We start from the raw sequence: 26,612 nt of genomic DNA, 5'->3' as shown, positions 1-26,612 counted from the left end.
CTCTCCTCCTTATTTAAACAGCTACATGAGCTGCGATTTCGGATAATATCGTTTGAAGTTTTTGATCTTCTTCTTCAGTTAATCCTAATCTCGGATAACGTGAAGGCCCTCCGACTTGCCCGTGTAATTCCATTGAACGTTTAACGATTTGTACATATTTCCCAGACCCTTCAAGAAACTCACAAAGAGGTAAAATAGCATCGTTTATTTCCCATGCTTTTTCTAATTCACCATTTTGAAAATGCTCATACATTTTCGTAACGAGACCTGGAACGATATTTCCAGCCACTGAAACCCATCCCGTTGCACCAACTAAATAAGATTCCATAACTAAATCTTCAGACCCACAGAAAACTTGAAAAGCACCTTCGCCTTGTCTTACTAAATCTCTCGCTTTTCGAATATCTCCGCTAGATTCTTTAATATGTGTAACATTTTCACACTCTTTTCCAATACGGAGCATTAGCTCTGTACTCATATCAACACCAGAAGTAAATGGGTTATTGTATAACATTATTGGTATATTTACAGCGTTTGAGATTTCTTTAAAATGAAAATAGATTTCCTTTTCCTTCGGTTTACAATAGTAAGAGTTTATAATTAATGCACAATCCGCTCCGTGCGCTTCTGCATGTTTCGTATATTCAATCGTTTCTTTCGTCGTCTCCGCAGCAGTTCCAACAATGACTGGAATACGGCCATCAACTTCTTTTAATACTGTTTCTACCATGTTAAATCGTTCTTCTTTTGATAAACTAACAAATTCTCCCGTACTTCCATTAATAATAATTCCAGCTACTTTTTTCTCAATAAAGTAGTTTACGTTTTGCTTTACACCTTTCCAATCAATCTCTTGAAACTCATCCATTGGTGTTATTAATACTGGAAATGCCCCTTTAATATTTTGCATCTTTATCTCTCCCTTTAACATTTTATTTTAATAGAAATCCTGTTGGAAACGGATCTGTAGGGTCTAATAGAAACGTCTGCATGCCTGTAATAAACCCTCTACTTTCAAAACGGAAAATGTATCCTAGCTCTTCTTTCTTCACTTGTTCCACTGTTATAAAGCTATTAAAAATACTTTCATTTTTAAAAGCTTTATCCGCTATATATTCATTTTTAAATAAAGCATGAACATAAGACACAATAGTAGAAACAAAACCTGGTGAACGCACTATAAAGTTATCTTCATGAAATGTAATCGACTTTATATGGTTCTTTTCTTTTTGCATAGAATCTACTAAAATAAGTCTTTTTATTAATGACTGTGTTTGTATAGCTTGAAGTGTAGCTTCACCCCATTTTTTTAATTTAGAGATGTTTTCAATACTGATTTCTGGCGAATACGTATCCTTTTCTACAACTGCATATACTTTATCTGCCTGTATGAGAGAGTAACTTATATTACCAGCCTTTAAATTTTTCTCAATCATATAACATAGTTTACTTTCAAACGACACCGAAATAACTTCATCATTCTCTACATAGGCATGGACTGAAAATATTCCAGATAGTGTTTCAATTTTGTATTGATTAGACTCTCTCTTTTTTAAATATCCACTTTCTAGTAACATCGTTATTACCGCAACAATACCTCCATAATGAAGAGGAATAGATCCTTCATTATTAAAAAATAATACAGCTGCATCAACTTCTTTATGAATAGAAGGAACGACAATACATCCATTTAACCCAATAAAACCACGTGGTTCATTTAATAAAAGCTGCATTTCTTCTGCTAATTCGCCTGAAAATTGTTCATTTAAATGTTCTAAACTGTAGTAGTATTTGCATGGTACGTCCTTTATTACACGAAATGCTTCGCCAGCTACGTGCACATCTACTGCTGTATACATTTTTTGAATGTTCATTTTACATCCTCCGTTTCATGTTCCATCGGCGGAATTAGCAAGAAGCCTTCTTTAAGTGGATCCTTTTCATTGTAAAAAAATCTATGCATACCCATAAGCCAAGCTGATCCCGTAATTTTCGTTACTACAGCTTCAATATTTTCTACATATGTTGTATTCATAACACACCCTTTAAATAAAGAACCTACAATACTCTCATGAACAAATTCTTCATCGATATCAATTTTTTTATGAGCGTATAATACAGCTAACTTCGCTGATGTTCCTGTGCCACATGGAGATCGATCAATTCCTCCTGGCGGAACAACAACTGTATTTTTCACATGCGCACTTTCATGAGTAGGATCTGTATAAAATTCAACATGTGTTAATCCTCTTATAAACGAATACTCTGGATGAATGATTTCAAACTTCTCATTAATTGTATTTCTAATATGAATCGCCTTATCAATGATTGTAGATGCGTTTTCTGGTATTAACTCTAAACCTACTGATTTCGCATCGATAATGGCATAAAAATTCCCTCCATACGCAATATCCGCCTCTACAGTTCCAATTTCTTCGACGTGCACAGAAATATTTTTCAGTAAAAAAGCTGGTATGTTACAGAAGGAGACTTCTTTCGCTTTCCCATCTTGAACAGAAATATCTACTTCAACTAAGCCAGCTGGTGTATCTAGCTTTAAAGAAGTAACCGGTTCAATTACTGAAATTAAACCTGATTCAACTAAAGCTGTACATACACCGATTGTATCGTGGCCACACATCGGTAAATATCCACCTGTCTCTATGTATATAACACCTATATCAGCTTCAGGATGACACGGATCTGTTAATAGTGCTCCTGACATTACATCATGACCACGTGGCTCATTCATTAACAATTTGCGAATCCAGTCATACTCCTTTTTCATATGTAACATCTTCTCTGCCATCGTCTCTCCAATTAACTTAGGAAGTCCGCTAATTAATGTCCTCGTTGGATTCCCGCCCGTATGTGTATCAATCGTCGTAAAGACTTTCTGTGACCTCATCCATTTAACACCCTTTCTGTAAAACGACTCAAACGAAGTGGTTCAATAGGAATGATTGTTTCTTTTTCATTTAATAACTCCTCAATCACTTTCCCAGTAACTGCCGCAAGACTAATTCCATCGCCTTCATGTCCTGCTGCTATAAAGTAGTTCGGAATATGTTCCACTCCTGAAATGATTGGCAAATGATCTTCTGTCCACGGGCGTAATCCAGCATATGAACGAATCACCATCATATCTGCCATTTTCGGATAAAAACGAATTGCTCTATTTGCAATACATTTAATAACCTCGTTATTTATCCTCGTATGAAACCCTACAAACTCTCGACTACTACCAATTAAAAAATTTTGGCTTTCTGTCGGTTCAAATACAAGAGCTACCCCGTATTTCTCAGTTAAAGCATCCACTTTTCGTTTTCCGCCAAATTTAGAAATTAAATAACCAAATTCCATTACTTTACGGCAGCCAACGTGTTGTTGCCTGGAAGCTACAATAATATGCCCCTTTCTCGGTTCAATTGGGATATTGACATCTAACATCTGTCCAATTTTAGGAGCCCACACACCGGCTGCGTTCACCACTTGCTTCGCAGTAAACGTCCCATTTGTCGTTTCTACAATAAAGGAACCGTCTGTATCTCTTTTCATTTCTTTTACTTCTGTATGATTAAAAGCTTTCGTACCAAATTTCTTCGATTCTGCAAGAAGTGAAAAAGCAAGAAGATATGGATTTACAGTCGAATCCGTTGCGCATTCTAAACCACCTAATAAATCATCCGCAAAAAATGGCGATTCTTCTCTTATATCTTGCCGATCAAGCATTCGAAACGGTAAACCAGCTTCTTTTTGACGATTCACCCATTGCTGTGCTGCCTCCATCTCTTCGTCTGATTCACAAACGAGAATACTTCCTGGCGCTCTATATTCAAATGAGTGCTCCAACTCTACACTTAATTCAGTTACTAAATTTTGACTTACTAACGACATTTGACTATCAAAACCTGGGTCTTTATCAATAGCCAAAATGTTCCCATCACACCGTGAAGACGTCCCACTGACAAATTCTCCTTTTTCAATGATTGTTACGTTTCTTCCGTATTTTGATGTGTAATACGCGATAGAGCAGCCTATAATACCACCGCCTATTATTAAAACGTCACAGTGTCTCACATAGCACCCCCCTTTCTCCTAAATCTCTCACTTTCTATTTATGCAATTGGTGTGCCAATTCTACATGCTGAACTATTTATATAAAATAATTTTTATTTGTAAAAATATTTTAAATTTATCGTAAATAGGTGTATTATTTTTTTATCACTGTCTAAATTTTTATACATAACAGGAGGGCATTATGACATTTTCATTTCCAACAATAAAAGAGTTTATAAAAATTTTATCAATCGATCGTACAAGTATGTTTAAGTACATGAAACAAGTAGGTGGCAAATTTTATTACATCCATTCATCTACTGAAAAATGGAGTTGTGCAGTTATATATGAAAATGACTCTTTCAATGCTTTAATCGAAGCCTTTTCTAGCTATTCAGCGGTCGTTATTATAAACGAAACTCAAGAACCTATATGCTGTATAACTGCTCAGCGAACGATTCCTTTTCTTTATAAGTATTACAATGAACTACAAGCTTTTTATAATACTGTTATTCAAACAACTGATTCTTCTGTTACAGTCATCGATGATAAAGAATGCGTCCGTACTTGGACGGATGGCGCCGAAAAGATTTTTTCAGTCAACCATAATGAAATTATCGGACAACCAATCACTCGCTTTTTTGATTATAAAGATTTAGAAATTTTACAATCATTACATGACGGAAAAAGTATAATCGCTCAGTTCCATCAACCTCGACCAGATTTGTTCGTATTAATTAACTCAAATCCAGTTTATTACAACGAGGAAATTATAGGAGCAGTCGTTTCCGAAACTGATGTTACAAATCAAGTCGCTTTGAATGAAAAATTATTTAATATGTCGCATGAAATGCACCGATTGGAACAAGAAGTAGCAAAATATAAAGATACATCCGATCCTTTCCTTGCGATGAATGGAAAAAGTCCTGTTATACAAAGAACCATTCAATTAGCAAGAAAGGTTTGTTCGGTAAAATCAACGGTTTTAATACTTGGCGAAAGCGGTGTTGGAAAAGAAGTATTTGCGAAAGCAATTCATGAAGCAAGTGAGACAGCAAATGCCCCTTTCATTTCGATCAACTGCGGTGCAATCCCAGAAGCGTTATTTGAAAGTGAATTATTCGGTTACGAGCGCGGGGCGTTTTCTGGTGCAAATAGTAAAGGGAAGAAAGGGAAAATTGAGCTCGCACAAGGCGGTACTTTATTCCTTGATGAAATAGGCGAAATGCCTCTCGATATGCAAGTGAAACTTTTGCGTGTACTGCAAGAACGAAAGTATTACCGAGTTGGTGGAGAAAAAGAAATAAATATTGATTTCCGTATTATCGCTGCTACAAATCGTGATTTACAAGAAGAAATGAGAAAAGGAACTTTCCGAGAAGATTTATACTATCGCTTAAATGTAGTTAGCTTGCATATTCCGCCACTACGCGAAAGACGAGAGGATATTATCGAATTAACATACTCATTCTTAAACGATTTTTCAATAAACTATAACAGACCAATTCGAGACTTACCTTCAAATATTATGCATGAACTACTTCATTACAATTGGCCTGGTAATATTCGCGAGCTCCGCAACGTAGTTGAAAGACTCGTCGTATTTGCGACAGATGGTATTATTAAACAAGAATATTTACCATTTCATACAAATGAAACTTTAGACAATCATGCAGCTCAATCCCTATTACTTAGCAACAATAATACGATTCTTTCTTTACAAGAAGAAATGGATGAGCACGAGAAAAAGGTCATTGAGCGAGCTTTACGCATTTTAGATGGTAATAAATTAGAATGTGCGAAACAACTTGGCGTAACGAGGGCCACTTTATATAACCGTTTAAAAAGACTGGGGTTACAATAAAGTGAAACTTTAATCAGTGGGGGTTTTGTTCATCCCCACTTGATTATTAGCTCTCACCAATCGGGCTTTACGGGCAGCCCGACCCCCACCTAACTTCTTTGCTTTCACTGAATTTTGAGGTGGGGTCTTACTGCCCAGCAAATAGCGGGATACCCCCTCTTCTCCTCTATATTGGCATAGTTTTTGCATAATAATTTGTGCAAACCGAACTAGAGGAGGAATACATATGACGAATAAAGAGAACTTAATTGTTTGTCGTTGTGAAGAAGTTACATACGGACAACTTCAATCGACAATTGCTGAATATAAATGCTCGGCAAGAGAATTAAAACTAAGAACACGTGCTGGCATGGGATTTTGCGGTGGCCGCACATGTAGAATGATGATAGATCGAATGATTGAAAATGCAAACCCTGACATAACTCCTAATGAAATACCTTTAAAATATCAACCACCCGTGCGTGCGGTTACTTTTGGAGCGGTAGGTGAAAGTAAATGAGTAGAATTACAAATCACCCTATTTTAGGTAGTTTAAATAATAGTGAACGCATCACTTTTCAATTTAACGGTCAACAATACGAAGCTTATGAACACGAAACTATAGCTGCTGCCCTGCTAGCAAACGGAATACGAACTTTAAGGGTCCATGAAGATAGCGGGACACCACGAGGTATTTATTGTAATATCGGACATTGTTCAGAATGCCGCGTGACAGTAAATAATCAAACGAACGTAAGAGCGTGCTTAACTGTTGTAGAAGACAATATGGTTGTTGAAAGTGGAAAACAGCATCCAAATATCGTGAGAGAGATGGTGAAAAAGCAATGATAGATGTAATTATTATTGGCGCAGGACCAGCAGGATTATCAGCGTCTATCTCTTGTGCCCATTTTGGACTTAACGTACTTGTTATTGATGAATTTATGAAGCCTGGCGGGAGATTGTTAGGACAATTGCATCAAGAGCCTACTGGAGAATGGTGGAACGGCATAGAAGAATCCAAACGCCTTCACGAAGAAGCAAAATCACTTTCAGTCGATATTCGGTGCGGTGTTTCTGTCTTTAATTTAGAAAAAGATGAGAACTCTTGGCTCATACATACAAATATCGGTACATTAGAAGCATCGTTCGTACTCATTGCTACTGGTGCCGCTGAGTATTCTATTCCCATTCCTGGCTGGACACTTCCAGGGGTTATGTCAATTGGAGCAGCTCAAGTTATGACGAATGTTCATCGCGTGCAAGTTGGAAAAAAAGGAATCATTATTGGCGCTAACATTTTGTCATTCGCTATTTTAAATGAACTACAGTTAGCTGGAATTAATGTGGATCATATTGTACTTCCCGAAAAGAGTGATTTAAGCCAAAAGGCTGGTGAACCAGAAGAAGTTTTGAACTCTCTTTTAAATGCGGCTCACCTCGCTCCTTCTGCTTTGCTGCGTATAGGTAGTCGTTTTATGAAATATGATTGGATTCGAAAAGCTGGATTAACCTTCTATCCAAATAACGGAATGAAAATAAACGGGACACCACTTCATCTCCGGAAAGCTGCACTTGAAATTATCGGTACAGATCAAGTTGAGGGTGTGCGTGTAGCTAATACTGATTCTAACGGAAATGTTATTAATGGCTCAGAAAAGATATATGAGGCTGACTTCGTTTGTATTGCCGGAGGTTTGTATCCTCTTGCTGAGCTTGCCGCTGTAGCGGGATGCCCATTCTATTACATTCCGGAATTAGGCGGACATGTTCCACTTCATTCAGAAGAAATGGAAACCCCTCTTCCCGGTTTATTTGTAGCTGGAAATATTACCGGAATTGAAAGCGGGAAAATCGCGATGGCACAAGGGACTGTCGCTGGATATTCAATCGTAAAACAAGCTAATAAAACATCTAATCCGGTTGAAAAACATTTACAACAAGCAATTCAAAATGTTCACACTGTACGTCAGAAAGCTGCGATTCAGTTTAATCCAATGGTTGATGTTGGTAGACGGAAGATGAATGAAATTTGGCGTGATTTTCAATCATTTGAAGAAAATCAACAAATGAAAGCGGGAAAAATTAGCATATAAAAAAGCGGTGGATTCATTTCCACCGCCTTTTTTATAATTTTTGTACTACATCTAGTATTTCTGTTACGTCAATTATAGAAACCAAAATTACCTATTTTTCATTCCGACTAAAACTTTCGATATCGACATCCATAAATTTATAAACATTATAATTCCGCAAACATCAGCGACAATTACATACAATCCTATAAATTGTTTTTCAAAGTGGAACAACGGAGTGTAATAAATGGCCATTATTAAGGCTATAACCATGGAAAACAGAAGCAGTTTTTTCCTAGTTATCATATAAATACAATACAAAAACGTATAATAAGCCCAAAATTGCGCAGCATACCATGCATGAGATAGTCGAATACCTGTTTTCGTATGCAAAGTTGTTAAAACCAGTATGTATATTACAAGTAATACAATTAATGGTGCAAATCTAACAAATTGCAAAAGGTTTATTAAAAAGCGTTTTTTTGAACTTGAGTGATTTATTTCGTATTTAAACATCTGTTTCGTTATATAATGAACAAAAAATATTAATCCTACACTAATAGCTAACATAAAGAATTTCATTACTATGCCTTCTTTTCTAAAATTTTTATCAACTATATTTTAAAAATCAATAGGACTTAACCTAATAAAAATTACACCAAATAAAATTTTTATTAAACCATCCACTACAAAAAAGACATCTAGATTTACGTTAGTAATGATTAATCCTATGGATGCATTGATTATTAAAATAACGGACAGTAAAAACATCATCTTCCCATGTACTGGAATAAACGGTATAAAATGAATACCTACTGCTAAAAGGATTAGTAGCCAACAACTTCTATAATCATCACCACCAAAATGTAAAGCGAGAAAAACTAAAATAGCCAATATAATTATTGAAAAATCAGCCCACTTTTTTTGTTCCGGTGTTCCAGAACCAACCGCTAATCTCCTCCTAGTTTTAGGGCTCAATTGCCATATCATTCCTGATATATAAACAATAATAAAAGGCCACACATTTGGATATCCGTTATGTTTTATTAAAAGTAAGAACATTGCTGCTCCAGCAATTATTAGCCAAATCCCATTAATCTTTTGTCTAGGATACTTGTAAGTTTGTGTTTCCATGTTCCGTTCTCCTTTTTCGAACTTTTCTAATCTTCTCGATATACACACTTCTTTTTTACCAGAAGCCTTATGAGCAAATTCAGCTAAATTCACACCATCATTCTTCTACCTCGCTTTGAATAATAAAATATAAGATTTCTGAACTATCATATCAAATATAGTTGCGATTCATTTGTCGTAATTAGTCGAATAAATAAATAAAAGTCGTTTTATGTCAAAATTATTATTTATTTGGATAGCCAACTTTGGTGTAGATAGTTAAAATGATGCAAATACTAAATTGAAGACACATGGAATACTGGATTTTATTCTAAAAGAAGAAACATACCAGCAATATTAATCCAAATAAAAAACTGTTAGAGCATACAGCTCTAACAGTTTTATTGTTCATTATTATTAAATTTCGCTAATGCGTAAATGCCTTCTTCATCATCTAATTCAAGTTGCAATCTTGCAGCAAATGAATTAACGTTGTATTCTCGATCAAGTAGTAAGCGTAGCGCTTCGATTAAGTTTGCTTGAATTAAAATTTGCTGGCGACCATTTACCTCTACTTCTGCAGAGAAACCGTAGTCATCATCATACATTAGTTCAACTGAAACTTCTTCTGGACCAACTTGTCTTTTTTCAGCGATATATACACAAAGTGCATTTATAAGCTCTTGTTCAGAAATTTTTATTGTTTCCATGCTACTTCATCTTCTTTCTTCTTACGTTGATCTTTGAAGTATTTAAATGCACGAACTGCTAACATTACGATACCAGCCATTACTAACATATTTACCATAAACGCTAATACAGAGCCAAGAGCTCCCATATTTGCAAATAAGCTACCCATTAGTAAGCCACCAAGACCACCTAGTAATAAGCCTTTCATAAAGCTTCCTTTATTACTTTTTGGTGCTGTGTTTGTTGCTTTTGTTTTTGAATCTGTTGTCGTTTTTTGTGAATTTACATTAGAATCTTTTTTGTTTAAATCAACTTTTGACTTTTGACCAGAACTTGGTGTATATGATTTTTTACCAGATTTGTAACTTTTCGCTTCCGCATGATTTACGAACATAAAGCTACTAGCCCCAAAGATAACCATGAATGCTGTCATTACTGCTACAAGTTTTTTCAACATATTATATCCATTCTCCTTTTATATAGATATATGTGAAATCTACCTTTCTTGTAAATTTAGAATGATAGATTTGTTTTAAAACCATTTTAAAGGTTCTTATGAACTTATTATATGAACTTTTGTCGAAATATGCAAGTATTATTTACTTACGACAATTTCATGACAAAGGAAAAATTAAGCAAAACGGAATTGACTTTAAATGAAACAAAACATATTATAAGTTCATAAGAACTTTTTATAATTTTGGAGGTGAAAAGATGGAAACATTTCATCTCACACGAAACGAAATGGCAACGCTCCTTCTATCACTTAGAGGATGGAATACGAAAAAGCCTCTTAGCATTTTACAAGAAGCTTGGGCAAAGTCACATAAAAAAGATATTGAAAGCGGACAAAGCGTTACAGCTTTTATTACAACCGCACTTTCACCTATTTTTGAAAAATTAATTAAAATCGATGATACGGATGTCGGTTTTTCTTTAAATGAAATAGTTGCGCTTGGTAATCAGATTGAAAACACAAGTTTCTCTGTAACTGCTATGCAAAACTGGGTGAAACGAGATATAAAAGAAATGATTGGCTCCCCTCAAAAAGGGAAGAAATACTCAATCGAACAGGCAGCCTTATTATTTATTGTTGAAGATTTAAAAACAGCGCTTGATTTTGAATCTATTCGTAAACTATTACGACTCATCGTAAATGACCCGGCCGATCGAAGTGATGATTTAATTAACCCTGTTCATTTATATGTAGCTTATTCCTCTTTATTTGAAGAACTAAATCAAGGGAATTGCATACAACTAAATGCTACAGATACCATTCATACAATTGAAAACATTGTAAAAGAAAAAGCGGATAAAATCGCAAGCAAGTTCGATCAAATAAATAACGAACAACGCGAAGCAATTCGTAACGCTATTATTATCGCTACACTATCTGTACATACCGCATATGTACAAATGTTAGCGAAACGTTATGTGACAGCAACATTATTTTTACAAAATTTAGATGTGAAGCCGTAAAAAATAGGAGTAGAAGTGCTCCTATTTTTTTAATTTCTATACTATTTTGCACTCCTTAACTCTTTGCATCTCATACATTTTCAGCTGATTTTCTACATACGATTCAGTTTTTTTGAACCCAGCTTTCTCATAGCATCGCATTGCCCTCTTATTATCTTCCCTAACTTGCAATACAACCGCTTTTATATCAGGGTCTAAAAATGATTTAGTGATAAAATAATTTGTAATCTCTGTTCCGAGCCCTTTTGAGTATAAATTTGAGACGCCAATCAAGATTGAGTACTCCATCACATATATATCGTCATTTCTCTTCTTTTTTAATCCAACTCTCCCTATTACTTCATCCTCTACTACGATCACATGATAACTTGCATAAGATCGAGACAGTTTTTCTGTCCAATACTTTCGAAGTTCTTCTATTGTATATCGTTTGAATGGTCTCACGTCCGCTATGTTATGTAATTCTTCGTCATTATACCACTCTAAAATAATTGGTAAATCATCCATTTCTAATAAACGTTCATGCCAATCCATATTTTCACCCCATCCACTTTTCGAATTACTCGGCTAATCAAATTGAATACGCATATTCTTTTTTCGGCAAATTCACTATGTCTTGAATGTAAGATGATCGTTCCATAATATCTTCTAACTGACCATTCCTATAAACATAAATACCACTTACATATGAACTGTAAGCCCTTTTCTCAGTTATTATCGCTAATTTATTATTTTTCTCGTTAAAATCACCTTCAAGCCCTTTTTCAAATGGTAAGCTTTTGGATGTTGAAAAATAAAGCTGAATTAACGATGCTATTTCTACGTGATTTGATTTTGCAAAGCACTTTATTTCATTAGAAATTATTTCATCCTGCAACGGAAGAAAGTCCTTCACTTCTATTCTCTTTGCTTTACGAAAGAAATTTTGCAGCTCCGGAGTATGGAACGAAATGTGTTTCTCTTCTATCTTTTTGAAAATAAATTGCAATAATAAGTCTTTACCTACTACAAATGGATGACCAAATCCATGATTATAAAGATCTTTTTTCATTTGAATCAATTGTTCAATATAAGGTATACCATTCTCTTCAATTACAAGCTTTCCATCTATAAAACGCATAGTCGAGATTAGTGCTTTAATCTCAATACCTTCTAACTCAAGCGATGAATAATATAAATCTCTATTCCAAAAATCTAATTGATCCATTCCTAGTGAGTTAAATAATAGCTCATCTATAATCGGAAAAACTCCATCTTCTGTTAAACCTTTCGTTACATCTTCTAATAATCCAGTAGTCTTATTTAAAATCGCACGTATTTCATCATCCTCTTGAATAATTCGAACGGTCAAATCGCCATGATCCTCACCTGAGATTTTCTGAAAGCAATGCGAATATGGACCATGTCCAATATCGTGTAGAAGTGCTACAGTAGAGACTAATTTCCGTTCATATTTTGATAAATGAATATCACCAATCTCTATAAGATGTTCTATTACTTTATTTACCAGTACATATACACCTATCGAATGTTCTTTCCTTGTATGTATTGCGTTCTTATGTAAAAAATATGTATGCCCTTGCTGTTTTATATAGGCCAATCTTCGAAACGCTTTAGTATCGATCAATCGTATGATGTCTCTATTGTGAATAATAATTGGTCCGTAAATAGGATCTGTAAAACGCATAACTTCTCCCCCTTTGTAAATTCAACACTTACATCATTACACAAAATTTTCAGTCTACTATCCCTTTTATTCTCTTTAAATATGAGAAATTTTTAATACTCCTTTCATTCTCTCTTCATGAAAACTCAATTTATATCGTTTACTATAAAAAATAGGAAAACTAATACAAAACATAAAAACTATTAAAATGGCAATACATTCATTAAATAAGGTATAATTTGCATATAGTGAACTTTTTATGTTATTAAATAAAAAGAGCTTTTACTCGAAAAATCTTATGAACTAGAAGGTGCAACAATGTTAAGTAGTTTTATTCATTCAGTATTAACATTTTTTGAAGGATTAGGTTATTGGGGCATAATGCTCGGACTTATGATTGAGATTATTCCAAGTGAAATTGTCCTTGCCTATGCGGGATACTTAGTATCAAATGGAAGTATCTCATTTGTAGGCGCAGTTATATTCGGTACCATTGGTGGAGTCATTGCCCAAGTCTTTATTTATTGGATTGGACGATACGGTGGTCGCCCTGTATTAGAACGTTACGGAAAGTATATTTTCATTCATAAAAAACAAATTGACGCTGCTGAAGATTGGTTTAATCGTTACGGAACTGGCGTAATTTTCACTGCACGTTTCATTCCAGTCGTTCGTCATGCGATTTCAATTCCTGCCGGGATTACAAAAATGTCAATTTCACGTTTCATTACTTTAACAGGACTTGCGATTATTCCTTGGTCTATCATTTTCATTTATTTAGGTGAAAAACTTGGAGAAAACTGGGGTAATATAAATGACGTTGCCGGACCATATGTGCAATCTTTCGCTATTGGCGGCGTTGTTCTTATTATTTTGTATTTCGCAATAAAAAAATGGGCAAAGAAACGTAAAAAGCTGGCTTAAATTTTTAATCAAACCGCTATAAATTCATTTAGAATTATAGCGGTTTTTATTATTGGCTTCGCTAAGTTTTAGGAATTGTATAATTTCTTCTTTATGTTTTAAATCATGTTGAATGAGTGATGAAAAATAATCGTTTAATCTCACTCTTTTTGTGCCGAATTGGTAGTCACCATTAAAATTCTGGGCAGGAATTTGATTAATTTGATCAACTAATTGTTTACGGGTGGATATAAACTGATCTATTAGTTCTTCTTTTGAAATACCAGACCTCGCATATCTCATTGCACTCTTGTTCATTTCTTCCACATCTGTTGGAACATCAGGTACATATTGCGAGCTTATAAAGTACAAAATTCTATATTTCATTAAAAACCCATCCCAAACGATAAAATGCGAAACCACATCCGCAATTCCCCATGAACCTTTTCTAAAAGGTTCAAACCATACATCATTAGTTACACACTTCAATGTTTGGCACCATTCTATTAGTCTTAACTTTTCTTCTAGAATACTTTCTTTCTCCATAATTCATTCCTTCCTCTTTCACACTAATAATCGATTCATATATAACTTCTAGACATTACATAAAAACCCCTCCAGTTTAAGATTTACGTGGATAAGCAACAATTCAGTCATATAATTCGTATAGTAACTCAAAAGGAGTGATTCCCCTATGCACTGGCAGCAAAAAGTACCATACTTAATTGGACGCCCTGTTGGTGTTTCTCTCATTAATGGGCAAGGGACATCCGGCGTTTTATGCGGCGTACAAAATAACCAATTATTTGTTTATGAATACCTTTACCAAGCTCAATTTGCAATGAAACATTATGATTTTAGACAAATTCAAGATATACACGCCTTTCCAAATTGCCCACACCAAAATCCTTTATACTAAAAAACAGGAACGGCTTAATTGCCATTCCTGTTTCTAAGTTGTTATTTCTCAGAGTAAAACTTCTGCACTGCTTCATCGAAATAAATCCAGCCTTTCCAGCCCAAATGAATCGTATCTTTTAAGAAATACTTATCATATTCATGGCTAGAGAAATCGACTACTGGGTATCCCGCTTTCTCGACTTGATCGCGAACCTTACTATAATACACATCACGGCGTTCTTTTGGGAAACCAGCGTAATCATACCACGGTCCGTTTACAGGTACAGAAATAAAGAGTGGTTTTACATTTTTTTCTTTGAAAAGATCTAAAACAATTTGTAAGTCATCATATTCTGGTGATTCATCATACGATTCATTTGCTCTAAAGTTTTTTAACCCTTTTAATTTTTTCTTTAAATTATGTTTATAATAATACGGATTTTCAATTCCGAATGTATTTGTTGTGGATTCCGCCTTACCTTCTTGTTCCGCTTGTTTACGTGCATCTTCCCAAGAAATTGAACGTAGTCCCGTATTGGTTTTCTCTTTCATCGGTTCGATCTTAAATAGAGAATTAAATAAATCTCGATGATCTAAAATATTCCGGTACATATATGCTAGCGGTTTAGCTAGTCCAGCTTTTATATTATGCTTCGTATCGTTATATACAATACTTTCTAGAGAACTACTTAATATCGCATCTTTACGAACAACTTTGTAATCTAATAAACGCTTCGCGATTTTTTTCTTCATTTCAGGATTTATTTCGTCATTAAAAATAAAGTGATAGGCTTGTTGTTTGGAGAAATTATTTGTAAAATCCCCTTGTGATACACCGGTTTTTGTAAACCATTGTGGTGAAAGAACAAAGACTACCTTTTTACCTTCTAATTCATCCATTGTAGACGTCATATTTAAAATATGGGCCAAGCTTTGCGTACCACCAGTCCCTATTAAAAATGGAGTAAAACCTGCCGGATTTACTTTAAAATAATTAGACGGATGATATGCATCCATTCGTAAAAATTCTGATGAACCATACATCGGTAAATACTGCGAATTCTCTAACATTTTTTGCTGTAAGAAAACACTTTGCAATTTTTCTTTTTGCAAGGAAGTTGCTGCATCTTCTACCTTTTTATCGCTTATTAGTGATACTAAACTCTTAGAGGGAATAAGCAATACAATGAAAAAAAGTACGCAGGCTAAAATAATTGGTCCGAAAGCATGCTTCATCTTCATCTGCTATTCCTCTTTCTAGTACTATTAAATTGTAACCCTTGTTTTTGACACGTCATCATTTCTCTCCTTTTTCTCTATACATGCTCCATTCTATTTATCTATTATTTACATGTATGTATTCCATTTCTTTGCACTATTAAGTTAAATACTTATAGAGCAAGAAAGTGTTTCCAAAGAAACATGTTAATTATACAAGATTCTACATAAATTTCACACTGGAATTTTAGTAATAATTTTATTTTTAAGTAGTGAAAAAACACATAAAATGTCTATAATTCATCAGATGATGTATTGAGTTCAAAATATGATAATAAACGCCCACTATGATCAACATCTTGAGTATATGTAAAGCCTTGCTTGTGTAAAAGTTTTTTCGAATTCTCATTAGCTACTTTAACCCTAGCAATTATTCTTTTTAAATTCATCGTCCCTGTTGCATATTGAATGGAAGCCTCTGTTGCTTCTGACGCATATCCATTCCTCCAATACTCTGGATCAAGGAGATACATAATTTCTGTTTCCCCTGTTTCATTTACCTTTCTTAAACCACAATGTCCTAATAACTGGTCTGTTTCATTTTTGAATAACAGCCATACACCAAAATCATACTGTTCCCAATGCAATATAAGTTGACTAATATAATCTTTAGTTTCATCTATCGACATACCTCTTGATTTAGCAAGCCATTGACCAACAGCTTCTTTTTTCAATATGTTATACAATTGATCAACATCTTCTATATTCGGTTTTCTCATCACCAATCTTTTCGTATGTATTACTTTCCCCTTTACAAATACAGACATAGTGCCCCTCCTAATACTGTTTATAGACTAGTAAATTATACCATGAACTATCATCGGCTTTAACTAAGAAAAAACAGACTATCACATACGTGAAGTCTGTTTTTTCTCTTTCTTTACTTTTGTATGTCCGCCCATTTCAAGCTAGTTGCTGGACCAAATTGGTGAACATATAAATCTTTTACATACGGTTTTTGTAAGTAAGATAGTCCACGCTGGAATACCGGTGCAATTACTGCATCATCAAGAAGTACTTTTTCAGCATCTTGCATTGCTTTCCAACGAGCTTTTTCATCATTACCTAATTCTGTTTTAATATTCTTAATTAACGCATCGTATTCTGGATTTGCATACCCTGTATTATTAACGGTACTTCCCGAAAGGAAAACTTCTAAGTATGTCATTGGATCTGGATAATCAGGTAACCAACGTGATAACGACATTTCATATTCTTTTTTCTTCTCTAACGCTAGTTTTTGAGTATGTGGTTGTAGTTTCACATTTACTTTTAAGCCTGGTAAGTTTTTCTCAAGCTGTTCTTTAATATACTCTCCTACTTTTTTAAAGTTTTCTAAATCATAATTTAATAGTTCTAACGTAACTTCATTTGTACCGGTCTCTTGTTTTGCCTTTTCCCAATATTCCTTCGCCTGTTTTACGTCCGTCTTATTAAACTCTCCTGCTGCACTTCTAAAATCTTTCTTATCTGGTCCTTTTAAAAATCCTTTCGGGACGTAGTAGTTGGCAGCTACCGAACCATCATTTAAAAATGAAGTCGCAAGTCCCTTCTTATCAAAAACTGTGCTAAGTGCAAGGCGTGCGTTTTTATTTTTAAGAATCGGTACATTTTCATTGAAACGGAAGAAATACATAACTGGATCTGTATATTGTTTCAATTCTTTATTATTTTTATATTTATCTACGAATTCTGTAGAAATGACAGCCCTATCTACCTTATCTGTTTCATATAAATTTACCGCAGTTGAAATTTCTTTAACAACTTGGTAGTTTACTTCATCTAATTTCACTTCTTTTTTATCCCAATATTTATCGTTTTTCTTCATTGTAAAGCTCGCTTCGTGCTTCCACTCCGATAATGTAAACGGCCCATTATATATCGCTTTACTTGCCTCTAACCCGTATTTATCACCTTGCTCTTTCGCAAATTTTTCATTAATTGGATAGAAAGACGGTAAAATAAGTAGTTTCGTAAAATACGGTACTGGATGTTCTAACTCAACAACGAATGTTTTATCATCCTTTGCTTTCACACCTAATTCTTCTAAGCCTAATTGTTTCTTATTTATCTTTTCCGCATTCTTCACATCGTACGCGATATATGCATATTGAGAGGCTGTATCTGGATTTATAAGTTGCTTCCAAGCATATACGTAATCTTGAGCTGTTACCGGATCACCATTAGACCATTTCGCATCACGCAAGTGGAATATATATGTCTTTCCGTCTTTACTCACTTCATATTTTTGTGCCCCGGCCTGAATCACTTCATCATTTTTCGATAAACGAAATAATCCTTCCATAACATTGTTTAAAACATTAAACGATACTGCATCTGTTACTTTTCCAGAATTCAGTGATGGAATTTCACCCGTTTCTAGTAGTTGTAATACTTTTTTCTCATCTTTCGGCTTCGTAGCTGTTTTTTCTTTCGCACAGCCTACTAAAAATGAAGAGACGAGTAAAGTACTAACTAATGAATAGCGAACAACCTTTTTCATATAAAGCCCCCCTATCTTTTTTAAGGTAAGTAACGACGAGCACCAGCGTATTCTTCTATATATCCTGGTGTATTTAACGGTATAATTTCTACCGATCTTTCAGCTCTTGGTGAATGAATCATATTCCCATCACCAATATACATCGCAACGTGATGAACACTGCCTTTTCCTTGATTGTGTGCAAAGAATATTAAGTCGCCCTTTTGTAAGTTTTCTTTATCAACCGCAATTCCTGCTTTTGATTGTGGTCCAGAATCCCTCGGTATTGTTATGCCATGCGATTTATAAATTGTATGTGTAAATCCAGAGCAATCAAAACCAAACCCACTTGTACCAGCCCATATATATGGTAATCCTAAAAACATTTTACCGGTGTTTATTAAATCATCAGCTGTTGGTGCAGGAATGTCATTTTGAGAACGGTGAACAGTTCCATCATTTTTCCGTAGCCATGCCTTTTGACCATTCGGCAACAACACGCGGTATGAAATCGTATCTTCACTTAATAGCGGTAAACGCGTATTATAGCTGACTTCAAGGGATTTATATTTTTCAGAAGGATTAATATATAAAATAGCTGTCGGTTTCGTTATTAATACGAAAGGTTGGTCTGTTTTATCTGCAAATTCTTGATTATACGTTAATTGCTTTTCAGGCACCCATCCCGGGTAGCCTTCTTCATTTCGTGGTGTTGGTTGTCCGTGGACTACTACTTTCACCCAATCACCTTTCTTATCAATAACTGTTACTTCTTGACCTAGCAGCGCTTGCGTTTCTAATTTATTCGCACTCGTTAACCATAACTTCTCATCAAGAGTCATTGATTTCGTCCATTTCCATAAATCAACTGGATTTGTTGCGCTTGGTGTATCAATTGGTCGTAATGAATCAGGCGCAGTCCAAAGCGTTGCAGCAGATACATCTATAAATGCTTTATTATCTTTCTTCTCTTCAGCATTTGCCGAAGTAAACGATGAAAATATAAATAAAGTTGTTAAAAATGCAGTTCCTACTTTTTTCATATATATCCCCCTTAAAAGATAGTTTACTAGGTACTACTTCTAAGATTGTATATTCACTACAGAATGCAGGTTTACCTTTGGACCAGTGTAAGTCATCCCTTCTGGCTCTTCTACTAACCATAACGGTGCATCAAGATCAAAGTAATGAATATTCGGATGAGCCGCAGCTAAATGTGCAACAGCGCTAACTGAAAGTGAAGATTCCATCATACTTCCAACCATACATTTCACACCTGCTGCGTCTGCAATATCCGCAATTTTCCAGGCTTCTCGAATACCACCGCATTTCATTAATTTAATATTAAGTAGGTCTGCATACCCTCCTTGGACAATCTTTAATGCGTCGCTTGCCGAAAACACACTTTCATCTGCCATAATAGGCGTTTGTACATTGTCCTTCACGTACTTTAATCCTTCCCAATCTTTCGCATGAACTGGTTGTTCTACAAATTCTATATTTAAATTTCTATTCTCCATTTCTCTAATAATAGAAACCGCTTCTTTCGGATTCCATCCTTGATTTGCATCTAAACGTAACGTCGTGTTCTTTGACACTACGTTTCGAATTGCCTCTATGCGTTCCAAATCTAAATGCGCCTCTTTACCCACCTTAATTTTTAATGTTTGGAATCCCTTTTCGATATGCTTTTTCGCTTCTTTTGCCATTAATAAAGGTTCATCCACACTTACAGTAATATCAGTATAAATCTCTTTCTTTCCACCTAGTAATGCGTATAACGGTATGTTGTGAAATTGACAATATACATCGTATAAAGCCATATCTACCGCCGCTTTCGCACTTGTATTTCCTATACAGCTCATTTGAATGTGTAACAATAACGTTTGAAATTGCAGTACATCTTTATCAACTAATGCAGAGCGAATTGGCCCTAATATTGCTTCCTCAATCCCGTTGGCAAAATCACCTGTAATAACCGGCGTTGCTGTAGCAGCTCCTTTTCCAACATCCCTTCATCTGTATGAATAACCACATCTATACTTTCGATTTCCGTTACAGTACGAAGCGCTGTTTTAAACGGTGTATGAAGTTTTACGTGTCGGCGTTTTACCTTCACATCAGTAATTTTCATTTTGTTCATCCTTTCGTTATCTTTAGAGCGAAATTTTAATCCACATGAGGTTTTTATTCTGCCTATTAATGCGAAATAAAAAAATCCAGCCATAAGAAAATTCTTACGGCTAGATTTTGTCTATGAATGGGTAGACAAAGCAGCGATCTGATTATATTTTTTCTGTGCATCCTTTAGCGCTACAAGTAGCGCCTTTTGAGACGAACCGAAATACCGATTTTTTATTTCTGTTACTAATGCTGGATCATTAATATTTTTATGTAGAAACAAATATTTAACAAATTGAGATGTTAATGCAATTGTCGCTGAGCAATCTGCATCTACAATTTCCCCTGTATCCTTCACAAGTACAAATGCTACAAAATAGCTTTTAAACTTTTCGGTAATAGGATTATTTTGAGGTGCTTTCGCATCCCCTACGACATAAATTGTATTTGAAGCGTACACAGCTATCTTCCTTTCTTATACGAGGATAACGGTTTTCTTAACAGACGTATGAGCTGTTCACTCAACATTGATTAAAAAATGTATCCGCTTACCTTGTATTATATACAATTGACAGAATTTTAACAATATTTATCTCGGCATATATTCCATAATTATGAAAACATCTTAAAATAATTAAAAACGGCTCAAACTTCTCATTTTTACAATATGCCATTGCTCCTTGTACCATGACATTCACACTACAAACTCCTTTTCTCTCATACATCAAAAAACAGTTAGCTATCGCTAACTGTTCCACCACTTTACTTCGGCAATACGAATATCGTTTCGTTTGACTTTGAAAATTGATACTCTTTTCTCGCAAACTTCAAAATTTCTTCTTCATTATCCGTTAAATTCTCGATGTTAGTCTTTAAAGAACCTTGATCTTTCTTTAAAGAAACTAATTGTTTCTTTTGATTCGTTATTGTATCTTTTTTTTCATTAATTATTTCTTGTTGTTTCGTTAATATATATTGAACGTACAAAGTAGTCGCAGCAATAAAGATAAACATGAATATAAATCGCCTTAATTTCTTCTTATTAATTGTTCGATTTTCATTAGGCTGTGATAGTTGCTCTGGTATATTGGGAACATTTACTCTTTTGAGTTTCCTCATTTTCAAATCCCCCTAACCCATATTTTTTCACTACCATCGGCACGATCCTCTTACTAACTTAAATTCTATTCTTATAAAATAAGCTCCTTCACAAAAAAATCTCACAAATTAACCAATTAGAGATAGCTTTCGACGACATTTCCGTATTTGATATAAAAATTTTTATTTATGCTGCTATAAAATAGTAGTTTATGTTATTCTTTTTCCCCAATTGTAGAAAACATTTTTACACACATTACCTCCTGCTATGCATACCGATGTTATAACATGCTTACAAGGAGGAAAAACGATGCACTACCGTACATTAGGCAAAACTGGGATTACCGTTTCGGAAATTGGCTTTGGAGCGTGGGCAATTGGCGGCGATGAATGGGGACCTGTTAACGACAAACAATCTATAATCGCTATGAAGAAAGCAATTGAATGCGGCGTAAACTTTATTGATACTGCTGATGTATACGGTTTAGGACATAGTGAAAGGTTAGTAACTCAAGCAATAAGAGAGCACCGTAATAATATCGTTTTATCAACGAAAGGCGGTTTAATTGGGCATCACTATGATCCAAGTGGAGAGCCTGTTTATAATACTGCCGAAAAAGTGATCGCAATATTTGAAACTAGCTTACTTCGCTTAGAAACAGATTATATTGATGTTTATTTCTGTCACATTTGGTGGGATAAACAAGAAGAAACAGAAGCATTTTTACGCGCATTTGAAATATTAAAACGGGACGGAAAAGTAAGAGCTGTTGGTGTTTCAACTCACGACCTACAATATATAAAACATTTCAATAAAAACAATGAAATTGATGTTGTGCAACTTGATTACAACATATTAAACCGAAAACCAGAAAACGACATACTGCCCTACCTACAAGAGAACAATTTAGGAGCTGTTATACGCGGGCCTTTAAAAATGGGGATATTAACTGGGAAATTTACAAATAAAACAACTTTTCCTGACGGAGATTTACGCAAAGAATGGCCAAAAGAAAAGTGGTTTCAAGAAGATTTACAAAAAGTAGAAAAATTAAAGTTACTCTCAAATAAAAATCAGACACTAGGGCAACTTGCACTTCGCTACGTCCTCTCCCATCCAGCAGTATCGGTCGCAATTCCTGGCGCAAAAACAGAAACACAAGCGAAAGAAAATGCAGATGCAACTACCCGTCCGATCCTTACAGATGAGGAATTAGCGTATATTCAGTCAATATAAAACAAGACCAGCAGCTGGATTTTTCAACTGCTGGTCTTGTTTTACTTTTAATATTGTAAATCTATATCATATTCCATTCTCTTCGCTGTTTCTTCAGCAATCCGAGCACCTAACAAGTTTTTCACAATATGAAATGACATGTTAATTCCGGCTGAAATTCCACCCGACGTAATAATATGCCCCTCATCTACAAACTTTACATTTTCTAATACTTCAATATTCGGAAAATCATTTCTAAAACTTTCAATACTTGCCCAATGTGTTGTCGCTTGTTTTTCTTCAAGTAAACCTGCTTTCGCTAACAAAAGCGCTCCAGTACAAACAGAGGCCATTAGCTTCACTTCTTTCATCTGCTTACGAATCCAATTTATTACAATTTCATTTTCCACTTCATTTTCTCTAACACCTAACCCACCAGGAATAATTAAAATATCGACTGGAGGCAAGTTTTCGATACTATAGTCCGGTTGTACCTTTATTCCATTTCTTGCTGTAATCATTTCTCCATCTTGACTAACAGTATGAACTGTAAATGGTTGACCTTCACTTGTTGCTGTAACGGAAAAAACTTCAAATGGGCCGGCAAAATCTAACACTTCCACTTCATTAAAAAGAAAAATCCCTACATTCCAGTGGCTAATCATAAGCTCACTTCCTCTTGCAAATGATGTAAAAGATGCTCATGCCCTTTCTCTACAGCGATATCAAATGCAGTTTTCCCATCATTTTTCTTAGTCGTTTTATTGGCCCCATGTTCAAGAAGCAATGTAATTATATCTTCATCTCCTAATAATGCAGCTTCATGAAGTCCTGTCCAGCCACCACTTTGCACTGCATTCACATCTGATTCCTTTTCAATTAAGAAAGATACAAGTTCGATTTGTTTGTTTGCAATTGCCGCTTGAAGTGGCGTATTTTCATTTTCGTTTTTCGCTCTAATATGTATATTTGCTCCATGTTCTAAAAGGAAACTTGCTATTTCTTTCTGTCCAAAATAAGCAGCTAAGTGAAGCGGTGTCCATCCATCTTCACTAAATGAGTTAACAGCACTTGGATCCGTATTAATGATTTCTACTACCTTTTCTTTTTCCCCACTTATGACTGCTTGTGATATTGATATGATTTGTTCCATAATGAACCTCCATGTATACAAATATTAAGTCCCCCTTAATAAATTCCATTAATAATCACATGTTCCTTTCTAAATAATTAAGTTTACATAATAATATTATTTTTATAATTCGTTATCCTAATAAAAAAACAACCCACTCTTGAGTAGATTGTTTTTGGATTTCATTTTTATAATTAAAAATATCATTTTCACTTGCGACTAATTAACATTAATAAAAATGAAATGAAATTATATATTTAGTAGCCATGAGCTCTTTACATATCGAAACCGCTATTTACTTAAAATTAATAGTTTTTTATCATTCGAAAGCTAAAATGAATTTTATCCTTACATTCGAAAAATTTATATGTAGTAAGCGTCTATAACGGTACTCTTATCATACTAATCTATAACAATTCTGCCTTCTTCCCTTACCTGTATCCTTTAAAACATAAGACTTTAAAACGAGTGCTGTTAGTGAATCTGTTAATGTTTTATATGATAAATTTGAAAGAGCTAATAGATCGTTCGTATATAACATTCTATGTTTCTCTAATAATAATAGTACTAATCTTTCTGACGGTTTTAATGTTTCATCACTTTCTAGTATAAAATCTATATTTTTCATATTTCTACTACTTACTCCTTATATAAAAAAATGATATTAGTAGTTATTTAATATAAAAATACTACATAACAAATTTGAAGATATATCGAAATAATATAGCATTCAAACACTATTATACTATAACATATAAAAGGCATTTCCCCAAATTGGAAATGCCTTTTATATTTCTCCCTCTTACTTATATAATTGGTATGATTGTTCTAGTCCTATATTATATTTCGTATTATTGTCCGTCCATTCTCCCCCTAAGTTTCCTGGCCATCCTGATGTATTGGCAACATATTTAAGTAACTCCCAATCAACCAATCCTTTTTTCACACCGCGTTCATACGATTTAACCATATTAGAAATCGCTATTGTTGCATTTATTTGTGAATCCATTAAGCTCTCTTCCGATAATTGCGCTGGCGCTAAACCATCACGATGTAATTGAAACAGACCGAAAGATGTGCCTTTATCCCCTATCGCTTTTCGATTAAATTTTGTTTCATGATCAGCAATAGATAATGGTATCCAATCTGGAATACCATACCTCTTTGCAACTTCACTAATTACTTGTTTATTATTTTTAATCTCTTTCTGCTTTTCATAGTTAATATAAATTACATAACTTAAAGTAACTAACGTAAGTAATATGAATATATATTGTAGCGCCTTTTTCATCATTTCATCCCCTGCTTTGTATATGTTTCACTTTCTACATCTACTATAAAACTTTTATGTGACATTCATTTGACGAAATGATTTTAATGATACTAAGTCGTTACATTTTTAACTATCAATCTGAAAACTGCAATTCTTCTAAAAGACTCCTTCAATACATAAAAACAGTCAGCCTTTCATGTATAGTACATGAAAGGCTGACTGTTTTCCACTACACTTTTTTATGTATACAGTATATCCCCACTATAATAAAACAAATTGAAATTATCGATAAAGCTGTACCATGAATTTCATAAAATGCAGTAAAGAATTTCCCGTTTGATCTATCCCAACTTTCTAATGTACCCGCGTAATATATGTAAGACTGAATAGGAGAACACCCGAAAGAACATAAGTTACTCCAATATTTTTCATTATTAGCTCACCTCCATTAATTTTATTTGTGAATAAAACAAAAAAGACCTTTATACGTTAAAGATCTTTTTCATCTTATTTTTGTTACAAAAAACGCCAGAATCTAAAATAAAAACTCATTTCATTATATATATCCATATAAAAATTAAATACTATAAGGTTACCAGCATCTTCTCGATTAACATTTATTACATTAGATGTTTCTTGCAATATGCGGTTTGCTGTAATGACTCGTTCCACCGCCACCTACTACTACTTTACCGCCTTTTTCGAAGATTAATAATTTACTTGAACCATCTGAAAGTAGCACTATTACTTCAGCATGGTCACTTGTCGCTACATAGATTACATAACCACTTTTGGAAATACAAGTTTCCCAATGCTTATCAAATTCTGATCTTACTACCCGATTTGAATACACTTGATTTTCAATTCTTCCTTGTTCTTCGTTTTCCAAATTTATTCCCCCACTTCCCTAAAGTGTCATTTATATTAAAATAACAGTCCACTTTATAATAGTGACTGGCTTTAATATAAATAGTATATGTGGTTATTAGGAGAATGCTTGGACAATGAAAACATAACAACATTTTAAATTTTACAATCGAAACTTCTCCTTAATGATTTCCGCTACTTCATTAGCACTCAAATGAGAATTATTAATTTTTATATACTCTTCTTTTTCAATTTCACCATGAAGAGAGTTTAATCTATGTGGTTTTTTAATTACGCTCTAATCTTTCAACTATTTCTGCTTCAAGTTCTACAAAATATACTGCTGCACCTTTTGATTCAAAATAATGAAAACTAACAGAAACATTTTTAATAAAACTCTAGCAAACAAATACAACC

31 protein-coding genes and 3 pseudogenes are annotated in these 26,612 nt (G+C 34.3%); 8 read left to right on the top strand and 26 right to left on the bottom strand.

What is annotated here, in order from left to right:
• Positions 1 to 13: 13 nt before the first annotated feature.
• From dapA to ACP6L7_RS08255, 4 genes are read right to left on the bottom strand one after another with little or no spacing between them, the layout of a single operon-like run.
• Positions 14 to 910 (bottom strand): 4-hydroxy-tetrahydrodipicolinate synthase, encoded by an 897-nt coding sequence (gene dapA / locus ACP6L7_RS08270; protein WP_430529021.1) that lies wholly within the window; start codon positions 908 to 910, stop codon positions 14 to 16.
• Between the two features lie 22 nt (positions 911 to 932).
• Positions 933 to 1,874, bottom strand: coding sequence for a proline racemase family protein (locus ACP6L7_RS08265; RefSeq protein WP_097829416.1), 942 nt, complete (start codon positions 1,872 to 1,874; stop codon positions 933 to 935).
• Positions 1,871 to 2,908, bottom strand: coding sequence for a proline racemase family protein (locus tag ACP6L7_RS08260; RefSeq protein ID WP_097829417.1), 1,038 nt, complete (start codon positions 2,906 to 2,908; stop codon positions 1,871 to 1,873). Before ACP6L7_RS08260 ends, ACP6L7_RS08265 begins: the two co-directional genes overlap by 4 nt.
• The gene (locus tag ACP6L7_RS08255) at positions 2,905 to 4,080 is read right to left on the bottom strand and encodes an NAD(P)/FAD-dependent oxidoreductase (RefSeq protein ID WP_097829418.1); all 1,176 of its coding nucleotides are present in this window, start codon (positions 4,078 to 4,080) and stop codon (positions 2,905 to 2,907) included. Before ACP6L7_RS08255 ends, ACP6L7_RS08260 begins: the two co-directional genes overlap by 4 nt.
• A 181-nt stretch (positions 4,081 to 4,261) precedes the next feature.
• Between ACP6L7_RS08255 and ACP6L7_RS08250 the strand changes: the two genes are divergently transcribed.
• From ACP6L7_RS08250 to ACP6L7_RS08235, 4 genes are all read left to right on the top strand, one after another.
• Positions 4,262 to 5,923 (top strand): sigma-54 interaction domain-containing protein, encoded by a 1,662-nt coding sequence (locus ACP6L7_RS08250; RefSeq protein ID WP_071772766.1) that lies wholly within the window; start codon positions 4,262 to 4,264, stop codon positions 5,921 to 5,923.
• 226 nt (positions 5,924 to 6,149) lie between these two features.
• Complete coding sequence (locus ACP6L7_RS08245) at positions 6,150 to 6,422, top strand: (2Fe-2S)-binding protein (RefSeq protein WP_071746196.1); 273 nt, start codon at positions 6,150 to 6,152, stop codon at positions 6,420 to 6,422.
• On the top strand, positions 6,419 to 6,751 hold the full coding sequence (locus tag ACP6L7_RS08240) for a (2Fe-2S)-binding protein (protein ID WP_097829420.1): 333 nt from the start codon (positions 6,419 to 6,421) through the stop codon (positions 6,749 to 6,751). The genes ACP6L7_RS08245 and ACP6L7_RS08240 overlap by 4 nt, the downstream gene beginning before the upstream one ends.
• Positions 6,748 to 7,998 carry an NAD(P)/FAD-dependent oxidoreductase gene (locus ACP6L7_RS08235; RefSeq protein WP_097829421.1) on the top strand — a complete coding sequence of 417 codons (1,251 nt, stop codon included), beginning with the start codon at positions 6,748 to 6,750 and terminating at the stop codon, positions 7,996 to 7,998. Before ACP6L7_RS08240 ends, ACP6L7_RS08235 begins: the two co-directional genes overlap by 4 nt.
• A gap of 87 nt (positions 7,999 to 8,085) precedes the next feature.
• Here the strand turns inward: ACP6L7_RS08235 and ACP6L7_RS08230 are convergent, their stop codons facing one another.
• From ACP6L7_RS08230 to ACP6L7_RS08215, 4 genes are all read right to left on the bottom strand, one after another.
• Positions 8,086 to 8,559, bottom strand: a complete 474-nt coding sequence (locus ACP6L7_RS08230; RefSeq protein ID WP_071772769.1) for a hypothetical protein — start codon at positions 8,557 to 8,559, stop codon at positions 8,086 to 8,088.
• Positions 8,560 to 8,598: 39 nt separating this feature from the next.
• Entirely contained in the window at positions 8,599 to 9,111 is a 513-nt protein-coding gene (locus ACP6L7_RS08225; RefSeq protein WP_097829503.1) for a DUF6609 family protein, read from the bottom strand.
• A 380-nt stretch (positions 9,112 to 9,491) separates the two neighbouring features.
• The gene (locus ACP6L7_RS08220) at positions 9,492 to 9,800 is read right to left on the bottom strand and encodes a YxcD family protein (RefSeq protein WP_000447767.1); all 309 of its coding nucleotides are present in this window, start codon (positions 9,798 to 9,800) and stop codon (positions 9,492 to 9,494) included.
• Positions 9,788 to 10,237: a hypothetical protein gene (locus ACP6L7_RS08215; protein ID WP_097829422.1), complete on the bottom strand. Its 450-nt coding sequence runs from the start codon at positions 10,235 to 10,237 to the stop codon at positions 9,788 to 9,790. The genes ACP6L7_RS08220 and ACP6L7_RS08215 overlap by 13 nt, the downstream gene beginning before the upstream one ends.
• Positions 10,238 to 10,494: 257 nt before the next feature.
• On the opposite strand from ACP6L7_RS08215, the gene ACP6L7_RS08210 reads away from it, so the two are divergent.
• A complete protein-coding gene (locus ACP6L7_RS08210; RefSeq protein ID WP_071772772.1) occupies positions 10,495 to 11,259 on the top strand; it encodes a DUF1836 domain-containing protein in 765 nt (254 codons plus the stop codon).
• Between the two features lie 36 nt (positions 11,260 to 11,295).
• Here the strand turns inward: ACP6L7_RS08210 and ACP6L7_RS08205 are convergent, their stop codons facing one another.
• Positions 11,296 to 11,793 (bottom strand): GNAT family N-acetyltransferase, encoded by a 498-nt coding sequence (locus ACP6L7_RS08205; protein ID WP_071772773.1) that lies wholly within the window; start codon positions 11,791 to 11,793, stop codon positions 11,296 to 11,298.
• A gap of 37 nt (positions 11,794 to 11,830) precedes the next feature.
• A complete protein-coding gene (locus ACP6L7_RS08200; RefSeq protein ID WP_097829423.1) occupies positions 11,831 to 12,946 on the bottom strand; it encodes an HD domain-containing protein in 1,116 nt (371 codons plus the stop codon).
• A 297-nt stretch (positions 12,947 to 13,243) separates the two neighbouring features.
• Between ACP6L7_RS08200 and uptA the strand changes: the two genes are divergently transcribed.
• Positions 13,244 to 13,849: an undecaprenyl phosphate transporter UptA gene (gene uptA, locus ACP6L7_RS08195; RefSeq protein ID WP_430529020.1), complete on the top strand. Its 606-nt coding sequence runs from the start codon at positions 13,244 to 13,246 to the stop codon at positions 13,847 to 13,849.
• Positions 13,850 to 13,873: 24 nt separating this feature from the next.
• Here the strand turns inward: uptA and ACP6L7_RS08190 are convergent, their stop codons facing one another.
• Positions 13,874 to 14,374, bottom strand: a complete 501-nt coding sequence (locus ACP6L7_RS08190; protein ID WP_097829425.1) for a DinB family protein — start codon at positions 14,372 to 14,374, stop codon at positions 13,874 to 13,876.
• 148 nt (positions 14,375 to 14,522) lie between these two features.
• Between ACP6L7_RS08190 and ACP6L7_RS08185 the strand changes: the two genes are divergently transcribed.
• The gene (locus tag ACP6L7_RS08185) at positions 14,523 to 14,747 is read left to right on the top strand and encodes a hypothetical protein (protein ID WP_002032598.1); all 225 of its coding nucleotides are present in this window, start codon (positions 14,523 to 14,525) and stop codon (positions 14,745 to 14,747) included.
• A gap of 41 nt (positions 14,748 to 14,788) precedes the next feature.
• Here the strand turns inward: ACP6L7_RS08185 and dltD are convergent, their stop codons facing one another.
• The 8 genes and pseudogenes from dltD to ACP6L7_RS08145 all read right to left on the bottom strand — a co-directional run bounded on the left by dltD (position 14,789) and on the right by ACP6L7_RS08145 (position 21,728).
• A complete protein-coding gene (dltD, locus tag ACP6L7_RS08180; RefSeq protein WP_097829426.1) occupies positions 14,789 to 15,970 on the bottom strand; it encodes a D-alanyl-lipoteichoic acid biosynthesis protein DltD in 1,182 nt (393 codons plus the stop codon).
• Between the two features lie 269 nt (positions 15,971 to 16,239).
• Positions 16,240 to 16,773, bottom strand: a complete 534-nt coding sequence (locus tag ACP6L7_RS08175) for a GNAT family N-acetyltransferase (RefSeq protein WP_097829427.1) — start codon at positions 16,771 to 16,773, stop codon at positions 16,240 to 16,242.
• Between the two features lie 113 nt (positions 16,774 to 16,886).
• On the bottom strand, positions 16,887 to 18,509 hold the full coding sequence (locus ACP6L7_RS08170) for a peptide ABC transporter substrate-binding protein (protein ID WP_097829428.1): 1,623 nt from the start codon (positions 18,507 to 18,509) through the stop codon (positions 16,887 to 16,889).
• Between the two features lie 20 nt (positions 18,510 to 18,529).
• Positions 18,530 to 19,531: a C40 family peptidase gene (locus tag ACP6L7_RS08165; protein WP_097829429.1), complete on the bottom strand. Its 1,002-nt coding sequence runs from the start codon at positions 19,529 to 19,531 to the stop codon at positions 18,530 to 18,532.
• Between the two features lie 39 nt (positions 19,532 to 19,570).
• Positions 19,571 to 20,622, bottom strand: a pseudogene (locus ACP6L7_RS08160) (dipeptide epimerase).
• A gap of 120 nt (positions 20,623 to 20,742) precedes the next feature.
• A complete protein-coding gene (locus ACP6L7_RS08155; RefSeq protein ID WP_071772783.1) occupies positions 20,743 to 21,069 on the bottom strand; it encodes a DUF3870 domain-containing protein in 327 nt (108 codons plus the stop codon).
• Between the two features lie 88 nt (positions 21,070 to 21,157).
• Positions 21,158 to 21,433: a hypothetical protein gene (locus tag ACP6L7_RS08150; protein ID WP_097829431.1), complete on the bottom strand. Its 276-nt coding sequence runs from the start codon at positions 21,431 to 21,433 to the stop codon at positions 21,158 to 21,160.
• Entirely contained in the window at positions 21,372 to 21,728 is a 357-nt protein-coding gene (locus ACP6L7_RS08145) for an FtsB family cell division protein (RefSeq protein WP_097829432.1), read from the bottom strand. Before ACP6L7_RS08145 ends, ACP6L7_RS08150 begins: the two co-directional genes overlap by 62 nt.
• Before the next feature lie 289 nt (positions 21,729 to 22,017).
• Between ACP6L7_RS08145 and ACP6L7_RS08140 the strand changes: the two genes are divergently transcribed.
• Positions 22,018 to 22,944 (top strand): aldo/keto reductase, encoded by a 927-nt coding sequence (locus ACP6L7_RS08140; protein WP_097829433.1) that lies wholly within the window; start codon positions 22,018 to 22,020, stop codon positions 22,942 to 22,944.
• Positions 22,945 to 22,991: 47 nt separating this feature from the next.
• On the opposite strand, the gene ACP6L7_RS08135 is transcribed toward ACP6L7_RS08140, so the two are convergent.
• From ACP6L7_RS08135 to ACP6L7_RS08105, 7 genes and pseudogenes are all read right to left on the bottom strand, one after another.
• Positions 22,992 to 23,588 carry a DJ-1/PfpI family protein gene (locus ACP6L7_RS08135; RefSeq protein ID WP_097829434.1) on the bottom strand — a complete coding sequence of 199 codons (597 nt, stop codon included), beginning with the start codon at positions 23,586 to 23,588 and terminating at the stop codon, positions 22,992 to 22,994.
• Positions 23,585 to 24,076: an ankyrin repeat domain-containing protein gene (locus ACP6L7_RS08130; RefSeq protein ID WP_097829435.1), complete on the bottom strand. Its 492-nt coding sequence runs from the start codon at positions 24,074 to 24,076 to the stop codon at positions 23,585 to 23,587. Before ACP6L7_RS08130 ends, ACP6L7_RS08135 begins: the two co-directional genes overlap by 4 nt.
• 376 nt (positions 24,077 to 24,452) lie before the next feature.
• Positions 24,453 to 24,683 (bottom strand): hypothetical protein, encoded by a 231-nt coding sequence (locus ACP6L7_RS08125; protein ID WP_000789035.1) that lies wholly within the window; start codon positions 24,681 to 24,683, stop codon positions 24,453 to 24,455.
• A 174-nt stretch (positions 24,684 to 24,857) separates the two neighbouring features.
• Positions 24,858 to 25,349 (bottom strand): transglycosylase SLT domain-containing protein, encoded by a 492-nt coding sequence (locus tag ACP6L7_RS08120; RefSeq protein WP_097829436.1) that lies wholly within the window; start codon positions 25,347 to 25,349, stop codon positions 24,858 to 24,860.
• Positions 25,350 to 25,557: 208 nt separating this feature from the next.
• A pseudogene (locus tag ACP6L7_RS08115) lies at positions 25,558 to 25,760 on the bottom strand (hypothetical protein).
• A 193-nt stretch (positions 25,761 to 25,953) separates the two neighbouring features.
• Complete coding sequence (locus ACP6L7_RS08110) at positions 25,954 to 26,217, bottom strand: hypothetical protein (RefSeq protein ID WP_002147285.1); 264 nt, start codon at positions 26,215 to 26,217, stop codon at positions 25,954 to 25,956.
• 141 nt (positions 26,218 to 26,358) lie between these two features.
• Positions 26,359 to 26,557: pseudogene (locus ACP6L7_RS08105) on the bottom strand (shikimate kinase); the annotation flags it as partial.
• Positions 26,558 to 26,612 lie beyond the last annotated feature (55 nt).

The organism is Bacillus silvicola (genome assembly GCF_050524305.1).
Classification (GTDB): Bacteria; Bacillota; Bacilli; order Bacillales; family Bacillaceae_G; genus Bacillus_A; species Bacillus_A cereus_AT.
The sequence above is the reverse complement of the archived record's forward strand: the minus strand, read 5'-3'. Positions and strand labels throughout refer to the sequence as shown.